Raw genomic sequence first — 14,365 nt, forward strand, 5'->3', positions numbered from 1 at the left:
AGCAACGATGACAGCTGTGGGGTCCAGCGAGCGACGCGGCAGGGGACCGGGGCCTTCGTGGCCCGGTCGGCTGCGAATCATGACGAGGGCCGTGGCAGCCGCGGCCGCAACCGGCATCGTGGCGGCCAGCCTCGCCCAGGGAGCCTCCGCGGACAGCTCCCCGCCACCGAAGCCCGCACCATCGGCCACCGCAGGCAACGCCGCCACCGCCAGCTCACCCACGGCGTCGCCGGCCACGGCGACCGCTGGGCCGGCCACGGCAACACCGGCCACTGCAACCGCTGGCCCGGTCACGGCAACACCACAACCGACGCCGACGGCGACGCCAAAACCGACGCCGACGGCGTCGTCACGCGCGACGGCAGAACCGACGCTGGCCGCTAAGGCGCCGACGGCGGCGCCCACGGCAGCTGCCGCGGAGGCGGCCATCCGCGTCCCCGGTGCCATCGGCGTCGAATACGAGCGCCTCGGCGGCGCCACTGGAGCCGTGGGCCCCGCGACGGCCGTGCAGCAATGCGGCCTGGCCGGCGGAGGCTGCCTGCAGACCTTCAAACACGGAACGATCGCTTGGAGCAAAGCCACCGGCGCCCACCTGCTGACCGGGGCGCTGGAGGACGCCTGGCTCAAGGGCGGCGGCGTCACAAGCTATCTCGGCTACCCGACCGGGGACGCCCGCTGCGGGGGAGATCCCCGGGTGTGCCAGCAGGCATTCCAACGCGGCAGCCTCTACAACGTGACCGGGAAGGGGACCTTTCCAGTCTGGGGCGCCATCAATGCCACCTATGAATCCCTCGGCGGACTGAACGGGTATCTCGGCTATCCGCTGGACGCCGAGACCTGCGGCCTGCCCGGCGGGGCCTGCACGCAGCGCTTCCAGCGCGGCGCCGTGTACTTTGCCCCCGGTGCCGGGACCTTCCCTGTGTGGGGCGCCATCAACGCCCGTTACCTTGCCCTGGGCGGCAGCCGGGGCTACCTGGGCTACCCGACGGGCGCCGAAAGCTGCGGGCTCCGCGGCGGTGGCTGCGCCCAGTCCTTCCAGCGCGGACGGATCTACTATGCGGCCGGCGCCGGGACCCAGGCAGTGTGGGGTGGTCTCGGACAGTTCTACGCGGCCCGCAAGGCCCAGGACGGCGCCCTCGGGTACCCGGTCACGGCCGAGGCCTGCGACCGGAGCGGTTTCTGCAGCCAGTCCTTCCAGTTCGGCGTCCTCCAGTGGATTCCGGGATCCGGCGTCCGTTACAGGCTGACCTCGGCCGCTTACTGCCCGGCCCTCAACTCCGGAGCCGTGAAGTACCGCACCGCCGGCGCCTCGCGGGTGTCCTTCGCGATCGCCGACGACTACAGGTCCACCCGCATCACCTTCATTACCTGCGTCCGCCAGCCGGACGGAAGCTACGCCAAAGAATGGGGCGCGCTCGGGCACGCCGGCGAGTCCGGCTTCGCGGCGCCTGGCGTCGCGACCGGGCCCACCTGGCAGGCGTTCTCCCCGACGGGGTCCTTCACCGTCACCCAGGCCTTCGGCCTGGGCAACCCCGGGACGGCCCTGCCGTACCGCACCCTCAATCCCTATTCGCGCTGGGGCGGCCGGCTCAACGCGAACTACAATAAGTACTTCGAGTCGAGCTCGGACGTCTTCCCGGACGAGAACATGTGGTACTTCGCAACCCGGCCGTCCCATGATTACCGCCAGGGCGTCGTCATCAACTACAACCGGCCGCCGGATGCGCCCATCACCATGAATGCGGGATTCGCGATTTTCCTCCACGGCAACAACCTGCCCACCTGGGGTTGCATCTCCCTCAACGACGGAGACCTCCTGCAGTACCTGAGGACGGCGCATTCGGGAGACCTGTTTGTGATGGGGGTCGCGTATGACATCTTCAACTAGCTCAGCCAGCCAGGCCGTTCCCCGGGAGGGTGAGGCAGCGGGCCGACGACACCCGGCCCAGTGCCCGGCGCGGCGCTCCGGCCTGCGCTACACCGGCCTGCTTGCCCTCGCCGCAAGCCTGGCCCTGGCCGGCTGCACCGCCGCTCCGGCCCCTGCCCCGGAACAGTCCGCCGCCGTCCCGACGTCGGCCCCCACTCCGACCGCAACCTCCGGCGTCGCCCCCGGGAAGGAGCCGTTGACGCACGACGGCCGCACTGTGGCGCCGTCGACGGGCGACCGCTGCGCGCAGCCGGCGCTGCCCGATGTCCGGCGTGTGCTGGGGGCTGTGGCCGCCAACGTTCAGCCGGCGGAAGCCCAGGCGTCCTCGAAGGACGGCGTTGCCGACGTCGTCTGCACGTTCGCACTGGCCCCCGTCGGTGCCGGAGAGGCCGCCGACGTTGGGAATGCGCTTCTTGTGGCCAGGACCACCGCGCCGGACCAGGCTGCGCTGGACGGACTCGGACTGCCCCGGCTGATGATGTCTCCCGAGCCCGTCCCGGACTTGGGGGCCAAGGCGTGGTACTCGGTTAACCGCCTCAGCGGGACTACGGAATATGTCCTAGAGGCAGCGAACGGTTTGACCGTGGTGCGGGTAACCCTTGCCCTCCCGGCCGATGCGGCCGAGCCGGAGAACCTCAAAGCCGAACTCGCCGAACTCGCCAAGCTCAGCTAGGTGGCACTCATTTAGCGGGCCGCATTCCAGGGACTCGTGTCCGGACCACTTTCCCGGGACTCATGTGCCCCTGCAGGCTGTCACTTCGTAAAGCCGTGCGCCGCCTTCTGCCAGTACGAGCCGGACGGCCAGCGAGTTGTTGAGGTTCTCCAGTCCCGGGAAGGGATGATCGCCGAAGTGGACTTCATTGGCGCCAAAGTCCAGGACGTAGCGGACGCCCGTCGCCTTCAACGCGGCACAGACGTCAGGATCGGTGTCGGCGTTGCGGAGGCTCTGGTTGAGGATGTCGACGGCGGCCGTGTTGGCCGTCAGAATGTGTTTGGCGGTGGTCTCGCGGTGGGCCAGGGCATAGGCCAGGGCACCGCCGGTCCACGGGTTCACGGCGATGGCGTCGCCCTCGGGAACAATCCCGTCCAGCCGGTCAATGATCTTCTGTTCGTCCGTGGAGATGAGCAGCGAATGGTCGGTTTCGAGGTAGTTCATCCGGGCCGAACCGATGGCGGCCCTCATCGAAGGAACCTGGGACGCAAGCACGGCAAGCGCCAGTACGCCGCAGATGGCGGTGAAGGCAATCCTGCTGCCGCGGCCGGCCCCTGTCTTTTCCTTGGCTGCACTGTCCTTCTCTGCCGGGCGCGACGCTGCCAGCCGGTCAAGCCGGCGGCGCAGCCAGACGGCGAAGGAATCGACGCCGACGGCGGCAAACGGCAGGGCCGTTAGCGGCAGGAGCGCCGCGAGCCTGTTGCTGTCGTTGTACCAGACGCCGGTCAGGGCGCTGCGCAGATCGCCCTTCAGGGTGCCGGAGACGACCACGTACAGCACGCCGGTGATGACAAAGGCTGCGATCATCCATGTCCTGCCGCCGCGCCGCCAGCACACGTAGAGTCCGATCAGCATGAGCACGCTGACGCCGATCGCAGCCGGGCGGTCGATCGCGGCGTTGGCGACAACGTCCCACACGGCACCCCGGGGCGTTTGCACGGGTTCCCAGAATGCGGCATCTTCCGGCGGCCGGATATTGGTCCACAGCAGATAGAGGGCCACCGCACCGGCGCCCAGGCCCAGGCTGGCAAGGAGCCAGACGCTCCGGTGGCGGGCCCGGTAACCGTGGTCGGCGGCCAAACGGGCGTAGGCCTGCAGGACGATCGGAACCGAGAGCGCCAGGAGCGACATGAAGCCGTTCGGATGGGCCAGGGCAAGTCCCGGAAGGATCAGCAGCGGCAGCGTGAACCGCGGCATCGGCGGCCACTGAAGATCGCGCGCGACCCGGAACAGCAGGGCAATGCTGGCCAGGACGGCCGGGAGCATGCTGATGGCCAGGAAATTCGGGTACAGCACGCCGAAATCCAGCAGCAGGAGCGGGAACGGCGCGAACAGTGCGGATAGGATTGCGGCAGCGCCGACGGCCACCGGCCGCTTGCCCGCCACTGTCCGTGTCAGCATCATGCAGCCCAGCGGCCACACCAGTGCGGCCACCGCCATGTTCAGCACGTTCACGGCCGCCGTAATCGGCAGGCCTGTCAGTTGGACGACGGCCGCTGCCAGGCCGTGCCAGGCGGCGGGATAGAAGTAGGGCGCCGCGTCGCCGCTGGTCATCTTCGACATCGACAGCGAGGACGCGTTGCCGGTATCGAGAATGTACCGCACCCCGTTGAGGTGGAACACGTTGTCGAATGTCTGGGAGAAGCTTTCCGGAGTGCCGAAAACGACTGCGAGTTCAAGCAGGATCAGCGCCGCCCCCGCGACGAAGGCCGCTGCAACCCAGACGTCGCTGCGGGGCCGGCCTGCCTTCGGCTGCTGCGCGTCGGCGGGGAAAGTTCCCGCGGGGGATGCCCCGCGGGAGGCGGTGGTCAGGGTGTGCCGCAGGCTGCTGCCCGGGTGCAGGCGCCGGAGCGCGAAGAATCGGATGCCGAAGAGCAGGGCGGCGAGCAGGATGCCCCCGGCCAGCACGGCAGCGGGCGTCCAGGGGATGTGCGCGAACGGCAGGACCACGGCGAGGACCGCTGCAATGGAAATTGTGACCGGTCCTGCCAGGGCGGCCGCGGACAGCCGCCGCAGGCCCAGGCTCAGTGTCACCAAGCCGCCGGGCAGCAGGAGGAACAGCGCTGCCTCGAGCAGGTACGGCAGCGTCTGGAACCAGGTCAACGTATCAGCTTCGAAGAAATGCGGGCACGGGCAGGTACCGGCCCGCCGCAGGCGGGCGCGTCAGGACAGGCGGGCACGTCAGATGGTCTGGTCCAGCAGTCCCAGAAGATAGGCTCCGTAGCCGCTCTTGACCAGGGGCTCCGCGCGCTGGCGAAGTTCGTCGTCGGTCAGGAAGCCCAGCCGCCAGGCGATCTCTTCCGGGGCACCGATCTTCAGTCCCTGGCGGTTTTCCACCGTACGGATGAAGTTGGAGGCATCGCTGAGGTCATCGAAGGTTCCGGTGTCCAGCCAGGCTGTGCCGCGGGGGAGGATCTCCACGTGCAGCTTGCCGCGCTCGAGGTAGGTCCGGTTGACGTCGGTGATCTCGAGTTCACCGCGGGCCGAGGGCTTGAGGTTCTTGGCGATTTCGATGACGTCGTTGTCGTAGAAGTACAGGCCCGGCACGGCGTAGTGGCTGCGCGGCTTTTCGGGCTTCTCTTCCAGCGAGAGGGCCTTGCCGTCGTCGTCGAATTCCACAACGCCGTAGGCCTTCGGATCGCGGACCCAGTAGCCGAACACCGCGCCGCCGTCGATGTCGGCGTGCCGGCGCAGCTGCGTGCCCATGCCCTGGCCGTAGAAGATGTTGTCACCGAGGACCAGCGCCACGGTTTCGTTGCCGATGTGCTCGGCACCCAGCACGAACGCCTGGGCCAGGCCGTCCGGCGAAGGCTGCTGGATGTACGTGAGGTTGACGCCGAACTGGGAACCGTCGCCCAGGAGCCGCTGGAACTGCTCTGCGTCATGGGGCGTGGTGATAATGAGGATGTCCCGGATGCCCGCAAGGATCAGCGTGGACAAGGGGTAGTAGATCATCGGCTTGTCGTAGACGGGGACGAGCTGCTTGCTGATGCCCAGGGTGATGGGGTGAAGCCGGGAGCCGGTACCGCCGGCCAGGATTATTCCACGCATAGGCCCAATCCTTCCGTACCTTGGCCGGTGACAGCAAACCAGGTGCCCGTTCCGGCGCGCGCAACGCGTGCTCAAGAGCGCACCCACGGCAACCGGCGCCCGGGGTGCGGGGCCCTGCAAGGTAGAATTGTGGGTCTGGACTACGTGATGAAGGATGCCGGAATTGAGCGCAGCTGTACTGACACCCAAGGCAAAGCCGGCCCCGGCAGTGGGGAGCCGGCTGGACCCGCGGAAGAACAGCTTGAACCTCATCAGGCTGGTTCTCGCCTTCATGGTCCTGCTTGCCCATAGCTGGCACATCGTCGGCGCCGGCAACGGCTGGGGGTTCCGCGGCGAAAACCTTGGCGGCTGGGCGGTGGCCGGGTTCTTCGGCATCAGTGGTTACCTGATTACGGCCAGCCGCTTTGGCAGCGGGATCGGCCGGTACCTGGTGCACCGTGTCGCCCGGATCTTCCCGGGGTTCATTGTCTGCCTGATCGTCATGGCCTTCGGCTTCGCCCCGATCGCCTACGTGATCCAGCACGGCTCCCTGCACGGCTTCATGCAGACGCCCACTACGCCTTTGAATTCCATCTTCGCGAACCTGTCCCTGCGGATTGTCAGCTACGACATTGCCGGCACCCCGGCGGGCGTGCCTTATCCGGGGGCATGGAACGGCTCGCTGTGGACGTTGTACTTCGAGTTCATGTGCTACCTGCTGGTCGCCGTGATGGCGTTCATTCCCCTGGTCCGCAAGTCCCCGTGGCCGGTGGTGGCCGCGTTCATTGCCAGCGTGGCCCTGTGGGCCAACGTCGGCGTCCTCAAGCCCTACCTGCAGTCGAACCTGGACTTTGAACTCGCGGCACGACTGATCCCGTACTTCCTCGGCGGCGCCGTGGTGCAGGTGCTCAGCAACAAGATCGGCATCCACAAGGTGGCCGGCCCGGTCTCGATCGTGCTGGCTGCCCTGTCGATCTTCTTCGTCGACGGCTTCGGCGGTCAGCTCGCCGCGCCCTTCATTGCTTACGGGCTTCTCTGGATTTCCACGTGGCTGCCGCAGCCCGCCATTGTGGGCCGTCACGACATCTCCTACGGCGCCTACATCTACGCGTTTCCCGTCCAGCAGCTGCTGGCGGTGTTCGGCGCGTACCACTGGGGCGTCGCGTGGTTCACCGTGGCGGCCACGCTGTGCACGATCCCGTTCGCCGCGGCCAGCTGGTTCTTCGTTGAGCGCCCGGTCATGCGGCGGGCCAAGAACGCCGGCTGACCGGAAGCCACGTCCCGGGCCCGCATCCCATGAGCGGACCCCGGGCGGCTAGTGCCGGGCACCTAGTGCCGGGCGGCTAGTGCCGGGCGCGCCGCCCGGAGACTCCGCGCACGCCGTCCGCCATGCCACGGAAGGCGTTGGCCAGGCGGATCCCGCGGCCTGGGGCCAGCAGCGTGACGATCGCCAGGTGGCGGTAGTCCGCCAGCAGGCCCTTGAGCGTCCACAGCGGAAAGCGCCGGCCGTACTGGCGTGCGAGCAGGATCCGGTTCCGGAAGAGGTAGTAGTAGCGCCAGTCCGCGGCCGTCCTGATCTTAAGTGGCCGGCCCGCGACGGACACGTCGCGGCCAAAGACGTTGGCTGTGGCCGGGCTGCCCAGGGCATGGTTGAGCGCGGCGTTGGGGGCCAGCACGGTGCGGAGACCCGCGGCCTCGCACCGGAGGTGGAACTCGCTGTCCACGCCGTCGATGAACAGCGGGCCCTGGAAGAGGCCCACCTTTTCGAGGACCGGCACCGGCACCAGCAGTCCTGACTGGATGGGTTCCCCGCCGAGCTGGATGCCGTTCAGGACCGGGCCTCGGCGCACCGGCAGGCCACGGACCGACGCCGGGGCAACCATGCCGACCGGGACCCCGGCCCCGGCGGCGGCCGCGGCGGCGGTGAGAAGCGCGTCGACGTAGCCGGGGTCCAGCAGCGAGTCCTGGTCCATGGTCAGGATGTAGTCGGGCTTCGGGGCGGCCGCGAGGGCTGCGGTGATTCCCGCGTTGAGCGCAGCGGCGATGCCGGAGTTCTCGGCGAGCCGCACCACACCGCAGCCCAGGCTTTCCAGCGCGGCCAGGATCCGGGCGGTGTCCAGGGGGCTGCCGTCGTCGACGACCACCACCGCGTCAGCCTGGGCGAGCAGCGCGGCGGCGTTCGCCAGCACGCCGTCGTCGGGGTTGAACAGGGAAACGACGGCGGTAGTCCGGGGCACGGGAGCGTCCGTTCGGGTCAGGCGGGCTGGACGTCGGGCTGGGCGTCGATCCAGGTGGCGAGTCGGTCGATGCCGTGGGCGAGGTTGTACTGCGGGGTCCACCCGAGCACGTCCTTCGCCGCCGTGATGTCCGCCCACGCGTGCCGGACGTCGCCCTGCCGGTACTGGCCGGTGACATGCGGCGCGGGCGCGTTGTAGTGCTGTGCGATGAGCTTCGCGGCGGTGCCGATGGTCTGGAACTCGCCGGATCCGATGTCCATGGGCTCGCCCTGGACCGTGGGGGAGACGGCGCCGGCGACAATCGCGGAGGCAACGTCGTCGATCAGGATGAAGTCGCGGCGCACTTCGCCGTCCTCGTACAGCGGAATGGACTTCCCGCCCATCGCCATGCGGCAGAACAGGCTCATGATGCCGGTGTACGGGTTGATCAGGGACTGGCCGGGACCGTAGACGTTCTGCAGCCGCAGGATGACGGTCTCAACACCATAGGACTTGGCCCAGGCCTGCAGGACATGTTCCTGGGCCAGTTTCGTGGCGCCGTAGACGCTCACGGGAGCCGGGAACGTCACGGAGGCCTTCATCGGCAGCGGGGTGGCGCCGGGGAAGTCCCACTGGGCCTGGTCCAGGGTGGCACTGGTGCGCTGTCCCGGGTAGAAGGCCTTGCCGGCGGCGTCGCTCCAGGCACCCTCGCCGTACACGGCGCGGCTGGAGGACAGCACGATCCTGCGCGGAAGTTTGCCGTGGCGGTTGAGCCCGTCCAGCAGCTGCGACGTGCCCACCACGTTAACGTGCGTGTGCCGGGTGGACTCTTCGAGCGACTGGCCCGTTCCGGTCTCAGCAGCCAGGTGGATGACGACGTCGGGGGAGTGCTGCGCCAGGACCGTGTCCCACGTCTGGGCCTCGGCGACGTCGGCAACGATCAGTTCCGCCCGAGCGTCAAGCTCCGCCGGACGCTCGCCCGTGGCATGGATCTGCGGGTGGAGGCTGTCCACCACGACTACGCGGTCGAAAGCGTCGGCGAGGGCGGCGGAAATGGCGCAGCCAATGAAACCGGCGCCGCCGGTGACAAGGACGGTTCCGCCTGGGCGTGCGGAGGTTTCGGAAGAAGTCACAGCGGACCTTTCGTTGCGGGGCGTTTACTTGCCGAAGGAGTGGCGCACGAGCGCGCTGACGGCTGTGGAGTTGCGGTCCAGGACGGCCTGGGGAAGCAGAGAGAGGGCATGCGCCCGGGACGTAAGCCTGAGCTTGGCGGCGCGCTTGGCCCGGCGCCAGCCGAGAGCGTCGGCCTGCTCCGCGGACAGGGCGAAGTATTCGCGTTCGCCGGCGAATCGTGAACCGTCAACGAGCTTGGTCGAGGAGGCGCTGTTGGAGTGCCGGCGGTACTGGAAGCACACCGTGGGCTCGATCAGCAGCTGATCGCCCTTGTAGATCATGTCCATGATGAGGGCGAGGTCCTGGATGATCGGGAACCCGTCCCGGAAGTCCACTTCGCGGATCTTGTCGGTCCGGAACGCGAGGGAGGGCCAGTACAGCCAGTCCCCGTGCATGAGGTTGCTGGCAATGGCCTCACCGGCGATGAGCTGCTTGCCTTGTCCCCGGGGACGGACGATCTTCTGCTTCACGGAGTCCGCCAGCGTGGCCACCACCTGGCTTTGTTCATCGATGACCTGGACCCCCGGCTGGATGATCGCCGCGTCGGGGAAGCGCCGGTGGGCGGCCAGGATCACATCAACGTAGTTCGGCAGCAGGACGTCGTCGCAGCCCAGGATGACCATGACCTCCTGGGTGGCCATCCCGACGCACGTGCGGTAGTTCTCGGTGATGCCGGCATTGACGTCTTTGCGGATGTAGCGGACTCGCTCATCCTGGATCCCGGCCATGTACTCGGCAATGTCCGTCCCGGGGTAGGCGTCGTCCACGACGGTCAGGAGCCAGTCGCCGTTGTCCTGGGCCAGGACGCTGCGGACGGTTTCCTTCATGTAGCCGGGGTCGCCCCAGTAGGGAATGAAAATATCGAGGGGCATCTTAGGATTCCGTGCTTTCGGCGGGACGGTCGGTGACGTGCGCGCGGGCCTGGGCCGCCGGCGCGGCCTCACCCGCGAGCGGATTTCCAAGGGGATTCTTGCGGGAGTCCGGGAGGGGATTCGGGACCGGATCCGGGCGGCCCGCATCCAGCGCGGACAGGTGGCGGTGCTGCTCCAGGGACTCGAGCTGGGTGCGCAGGATGGCCACCTCCTCCGCCAGGGTCCGGGTTTCGTCCTCCACGACAGAGATTTCCCAAGACAAGTGCAGGCAGACGCCCAACAGCATGAGGATGCTCATGGCGAACAGCAGGTTGGAGGGAATCTGGACGCCGACGAATTCGGCAACGATGTTCAGCAGCCGGGGGAACGCGGCCAAGACCAGGGTGGCGACGCCGACCACCAGCCAGAGGACGGCGTACTTCTCCCGGAGCTTTTTGCGCCGAAGCATCTCGATGACCAGGGCCACGATGGCAAGCGCCAGCAGGAAGGCTGCGATGTTTCCCATGTCCTAGGCTCCTGCGGGTTCAGCGGCCCGGGTGGCCAGTCGTGTGGGTTTCCGGGTAAGGGCGAAGAGCAGGGCGAACACGGACCTTCCGAGGTAAATGGCTGCCTTGACGGGGTTGTGGCTTGGCTTGCCGCCCTGGCGTGCCCGCATCTCCACGGGCACCTGCGTGACCGTGCAGCCCGAGCGGATGGCCACGACGAGCGAGTCGATCGTGTCGCCCAGGTATTCGGCGGGATAGTGGTCGAGGTATTGGGCGACGGCGCGCTCGTTGGCGGCCCGGAAGCCGCTGGTGACGTCCGTCAGGCGGGTCTTGGCGAGGCCGGAAATGACCTTGGCCAGCAGCTGCATGGCCCACTTCCGGGGGCCGGTGACCTTGTATTCGCCGCGGTCGGCGAAGCGGGCGCCGATGGAGATGTCCGCGTGCTGGAGGCCGGCGAGGACTTCGTCAATGTTCCGGGGGTCGTGTTGGCCGTCCGAGTCGACCTGGATGACCTGGACGTAGCCGAGGCGTTGGGCGTACTTGAAGCCGGCCCGCATGGCGCCCCCGACGCCGAGGTTGAACGGCAGGTTTAGGACGGTTGCACCGGCCGCTGCCGCCTCCTGCGCCGTCGAGTCCGTGGAGCCGTCGTTGACGACGAGCACGTCGTAGCGGGCATTCGTGCGGAGGACTTCCCGCACGGTGCTGCCAACCACGGCGCCTTCATTCCAGGCAGGCATGATCACCAAGACGCGCGGGGAGGGTAGGGCTTCCATATCGTCCAAACTATATCAATTGCGTGCAGGGTCCTCGCTGGCGGCGGCCGCCCGGGCGGCGTCGGGCGCTGCCTGCTTCAGCGCAGGCGCCGTTCCAACTCCGCCGGGATCCGCCCTGTCGAGCCCCGGACCGCGTCCGTGAACCCTGCGACGGCGGCGCGTAAAAGCTTGGCGCGGCCCGGGCTGAAGGTGAAGCGCAGGATATGCGCCTTCAGTTCCTCCACGAGGCGCCGCAGCACCCAGCCCGGATACTTGCGCAGGTAGCGCAGGGTCAACAGCGTCCCGTTCCGGCAGATGTAGTAGACCCGGCTGGGCGAGTGGTAGTTATACGAAATTTCCCGGCCCAGGACCCGCACCGGCCGGCCGAAGAGCCGGCCGGGCTCGCGCTGTCCGAGGTCGTGGGCGATGTCACAGCCCTCACCCACCAGGACGCCGAGCCCTGCGGCACGGGTGCGCATGGTGAATTCGGAGTCGACGCCGTCGATGAACAGGGCCTCCTCGAAGGGGCCCAGCCGGTCCACGGTGGAGCGCGGGATGAGGAAACCGGACTGCATCGGATCGAAGGCGTGCACGAACCGGCCGTCGGTGTGCAGGACGGGGATGGGGTGGCCGCTGTAGGAGGCGGCCGTCACGAATCCGACGCCCATGCCGGCGGCGGTGGCGCGGGCGTAGGTGGCCAGGCCCCGCCGGACGTACTCGCCGACGGGGCGCGAGTCCTGGTCCAGCGTGAGGAAGAAGTCCGGGTTCCAGTGTGTCCGCGCCGCCGCGATGCCGGCGTTCAGGGCTGCCGCGATCCCTGAGTTTTGCGGTTGCCGGACCACCAGGGCGCCGGCGTCCGCGAGGCCGGCCAGCACGGCTTCGGAGCCGTCGGGCGATCCGTCGTCCACGACGACGACGTGCGCCACCTGCTGCTGCAGGGCCCGCACGGTGTCGGTCAGGGACGGATCGGGGCGATAGGCGGCGACGACGGCGACGACGCTGGGGGACGGATCATTCGGCGACGGATTATTCGGCGACAACGGGCTCCATGCTTTCTTTGGCGAGCAGTCGTGACCCCGGGATCAGCAGGGTCACGAACAGGATAGCTTCGCTCAAGGCCATCCCCAGCGCGATGCCGGGGGCGTTCCCGATGGACCCGGCGTAGATCATGGCCGCGACCCCGAATACGGCGGAGATCAGCGTCCAGCGCAGCACGAGGCTCTGCTGGCCGGCCGGAATGAGCAGGTTCCGGATGAACGGGGTGCTGGCACTGAGGAAGAGGAAGGCGAGCCCGTAGTAGAAGCATAATTCGGTGGTTGCCTGGGCCTGTCCGGCGAAAAGGAGGCTGCTGACAAACGGTCCGGCGACGGTCAGGACCGCCGCGCCGATCACGCCGAGTCCGATGTGGGACCAGATGGCTGCCAGATGGCGTCGTTTGCGGCCGGACGCCCCGCGTTCGAGGGTCCAGCCCTGGAAGGCATTGCCCAGGGCCACCACGGTGAACAGGCCGAAGCGGTACAGCGTGTCGGCCGTGGCCAGGCTGCCGGACGCCGCCGGGGCGGTCGTGGCGGTGGCAATCGGGGTGGGCGTGGAGGCGTAGGCGTTGCCGGCGAGGCTGATGCCCGCCGTCCGGCCCTGGGCCCCGAGCTCGCGGAGGGCGCCGCGGAGATCGCGGGGCCACCAGTTTCCTCCGGGGGAGTAGGTCCGGTGAAACACGATGAGGGAGGCCAGGCTCATGGCGGCGACCAGGGCCGTGTAGTACCAGAGCTGGTGGCTGATCAGCAGCACGGGGAGGGCCAGGGCGGTGGCGATGAAACGCGGAACGGTGTCGTAGACGGCCAGCAGCCGCGGCTGGCCCAGCCCGATGCAGAACCACGACGGCGACATCCCCGCGAACGCGACCGCCCACGCCATGGCCACGGCTTCCCAGCGGAATGCGGGAACGGCCACGAGCGCGGCGACGGCGGCGGCGGCGGGCAAGGTGAGGACGAGCAGCAGCAGCCGGGTCCGGATGCTGCGCAGGTAGACCCGGGCGCGGTCGGCGCTGCTGGCCGCCCGGGCGACGGCGACGGGCCCGTCCACGTTCCAGCCCCACATCAGGATGGTGGCGGCGAAGGTGCCGATTGCCTGCCCCGAGATGACGCTGGAGATTCCTTCGCCACCGACGAAGCCGGAGATGACCGGGAGCAGCAGGAGCGGGGTGATCAAGGACAGCAGGGGCAGAATGGTGAACCCTGAAAGTCGTAGCAGTACGGTTCTCATTCGAGCCGGAATCCTTGTTTCTTAGACATCGTCCCTCGATCCTACGGGATGCCCGGCCGCTGCCCGCGGTCCCCTAGGATGGTGCAGATGAACGATCAGAACCGGTTGCCCGACGTTCCGCTCCGGGCCAGCATCTGCATGGCAACGTACAACGGCGCGGCGTTCGTGGAGGAGCAGCTCGCCTCGATCCTGGCCCAGCTGGGCCCCGACGACGAGATCGTGATCGTGGACGACGCGTCCACGGATGACACCGTGGCGCGGATCCGGCAGCTCGCTGATCCCAGGATCCGTCTAATCGAGGCCGCCGCCAACCAGGGGTACGTCCGCTCCTTCGAGCAGGCCGTGCGGGCCAGCCGCGGCGGAGCGATCTTCCTGGCCGACCAGGATGACGTCTGGATCGGGGGCCGGCTGGACGCCATGCTGGAAGCCCTGGCCACGCACGCGGTCGTGGCCAGTAACTTCGATGTGCTCGGCGGGGGCGACCGGCCCCCGATTCCCCGGCTCCGCGCGGCCGACAGCGGCCGCCACCGGGCCAACCTCTGGGGCATCATGGTCGGCTACCGTGCCTACTACGGCTGCGGGATGGCCTTCCGTCGCGAAGTGCTGCCCAGCTTTGTCCCGGTGCCCGCGTACCTGCACGAGTCCCACGACCTCTGGCTCGCAATCCTCGGCAATACCGCGGGCTCCATCCGTCACCTGGACGACTCGACCCTGTTGCGGAGGCTGCACGAGAGCAACGCCACCCCGCGCGGCTGGCGTTCGCTGCGCGTTATCCTGGCCGCACGGGTGGTGCTCCTGCGCCTCATGGTCGAGGCCCGGCGGAGGCTCCGGGCGGCGTCGGCGCGGACGTAGCTTCAAGAGTCCAGCCGTGGACCAAGAGGGCCCGGGACCTCTGCGGTCCCGGGCCTTCTTGCGTCAGGTGTCCCTGAAAGTCGT

General features: G+C 68.4%; 13 protein-coding genes. 4 read left to right on the plus strand and 9 right to left on the minus strand.

The annotated features are described in order from the left end of the window. Positions 1–79 precede the first annotated feature (79 nt). Positions 80–1,888 (plus strand): hypothetical protein, encoded by a 1,809-nt coding sequence (locus tag ACVWZ7_RS17455; protein ID WP_456508578.1) that lies wholly within the window; start codon positions 80–82, stop codon positions 1,886–1,888. Next, on the plus strand, positions 1,872–2,600 hold the full coding sequence (locus ACVWZ7_RS17460; RefSeq protein WP_456508579.1) for a hypothetical protein: 729 nt from the start codon (positions 1,872–1,874) through the stop codon (positions 2,598–2,600). The genes ACVWZ7_RS17455 and ACVWZ7_RS17460 overlap by 17 nt, the downstream gene beginning before the upstream one ends. Before the next feature lie 60 nt (positions 2,601–2,660). On the opposite strand, the gene ACVWZ7_RS17465 is transcribed toward ACVWZ7_RS17460, so the two are convergent. Beyond that, positions 2,661–4,742 (minus strand): DUF6541 family protein, encoded by a 2,082-nt coding sequence (locus ACVWZ7_RS17465; protein WP_456508580.1) that lies wholly within the window; start codon positions 4,740–4,742, stop codon positions 2,661–2,663. 78 nt (positions 4,743–4,820) lie between these two features. Then, positions 4,821–5,690: a glucose-1-phosphate thymidylyltransferase RfbA gene (rfbA, locus tag ACVWZ7_RS17470; protein ID WP_116766836.1), complete on the minus strand. Its 870-nt coding sequence runs from the start codon at positions 5,688–5,690 to the stop codon at positions 4,821–4,823. Between the two features lie 163 nt (positions 5,691–5,853). On the opposite strand from rfbA, the gene ACVWZ7_RS17475 reads away from it, so the two are divergent. Next, complete coding sequence (locus ACVWZ7_RS17475; protein ID WP_456508581.1) at positions 5,854–6,936, plus strand: acyltransferase family protein; 1,083 nt, start codon at positions 5,854–5,856, stop codon at positions 6,934–6,936. Positions 6,937–7,012: 76 nt separating this feature from the next. On the opposite strand, the gene ACVWZ7_RS17480 is transcribed toward ACVWZ7_RS17475, so the two are convergent. The 7 genes from ACVWZ7_RS17480 to ACVWZ7_RS17510 all read right to left on the minus strand — a co-directional run bounded on the left by ACVWZ7_RS17480 (position 7,013) and on the right by ACVWZ7_RS17510 (position 13,429). Beyond that, a complete protein-coding gene (locus tag ACVWZ7_RS17480) occupies positions 7,013–7,906 on the minus strand; it encodes a glycosyltransferase (RefSeq protein WP_456508582.1) in 894 nt (297 codons plus the stop codon). A gap of 17 nt (positions 7,907–7,923) precedes the next feature. Continuing rightward, a complete protein-coding gene (locus ACVWZ7_RS17485) occupies positions 7,924–9,018 on the minus strand; it encodes an NAD-dependent epimerase/dehydratase family protein (protein WP_456508583.1) in 1,095 nt (364 codons plus the stop codon). A 24-nt stretch (positions 9,019–9,042) separates the two neighbouring features. Continuing rightward, positions 9,043–9,930: a glycosyltransferase family 2 protein gene (locus tag ACVWZ7_RS17490; RefSeq protein WP_116766840.1), complete on the minus strand. Its 888-nt coding sequence runs from the start codon at positions 9,928–9,930 to the stop codon at positions 9,043–9,045. 1 nt (position 9,931) lies between these two features. Further along, a complete protein-coding gene (locus ACVWZ7_RS17495) occupies positions 9,932–10,435 on the minus strand; it encodes a DUF2304 domain-containing protein (RefSeq protein ID WP_344367300.1) in 504 nt (167 codons plus the stop codon). A 3-nt stretch (positions 10,436–10,438) separates the two neighbouring features. Then, a complete protein-coding gene (locus ACVWZ7_RS17500) occupies positions 10,439–11,188 on the minus strand; it encodes a glycosyltransferase family 2 protein (protein ID WP_116766841.1) in 750 nt (249 codons plus the stop codon). Between the two features lie 77 nt (positions 11,189–11,265). Further along, positions 11,266–12,207: a glycosyltransferase gene (locus ACVWZ7_RS17505; protein ID WP_456508584.1), complete on the minus strand. Its 942-nt coding sequence runs from the start codon at positions 12,205–12,207 to the stop codon at positions 11,266–11,268. Continuing rightward, positions 12,194–13,429 (minus strand): polysaccharide biosynthesis protein, encoded by a 1,236-nt coding sequence (locus tag ACVWZ7_RS17510; protein WP_456508585.1) that lies wholly within the window; start codon positions 13,427–13,429, stop codon positions 12,194–12,196. Before ACVWZ7_RS17510 ends, ACVWZ7_RS17505 begins: the two co-directional genes overlap by 14 nt. An 87-nt stretch (positions 13,430–13,516) precedes the next feature. Here ACVWZ7_RS17510 and ACVWZ7_RS17515 point away from each other — a divergent pair, with 87 nt between their 5' ends. Further along, positions 13,517–14,281: a glycosyltransferase gene (locus ACVWZ7_RS17515; protein WP_456508586.1), complete on the plus strand. Its 765-nt coding sequence runs from the start codon at positions 13,517–13,519 to the stop codon at positions 14,279–14,281. Positions 14,282–14,365 lie beyond the last annotated feature (84 nt).

The organism is Arthrobacter sp. TE12232, assembly GCF_054062615.1.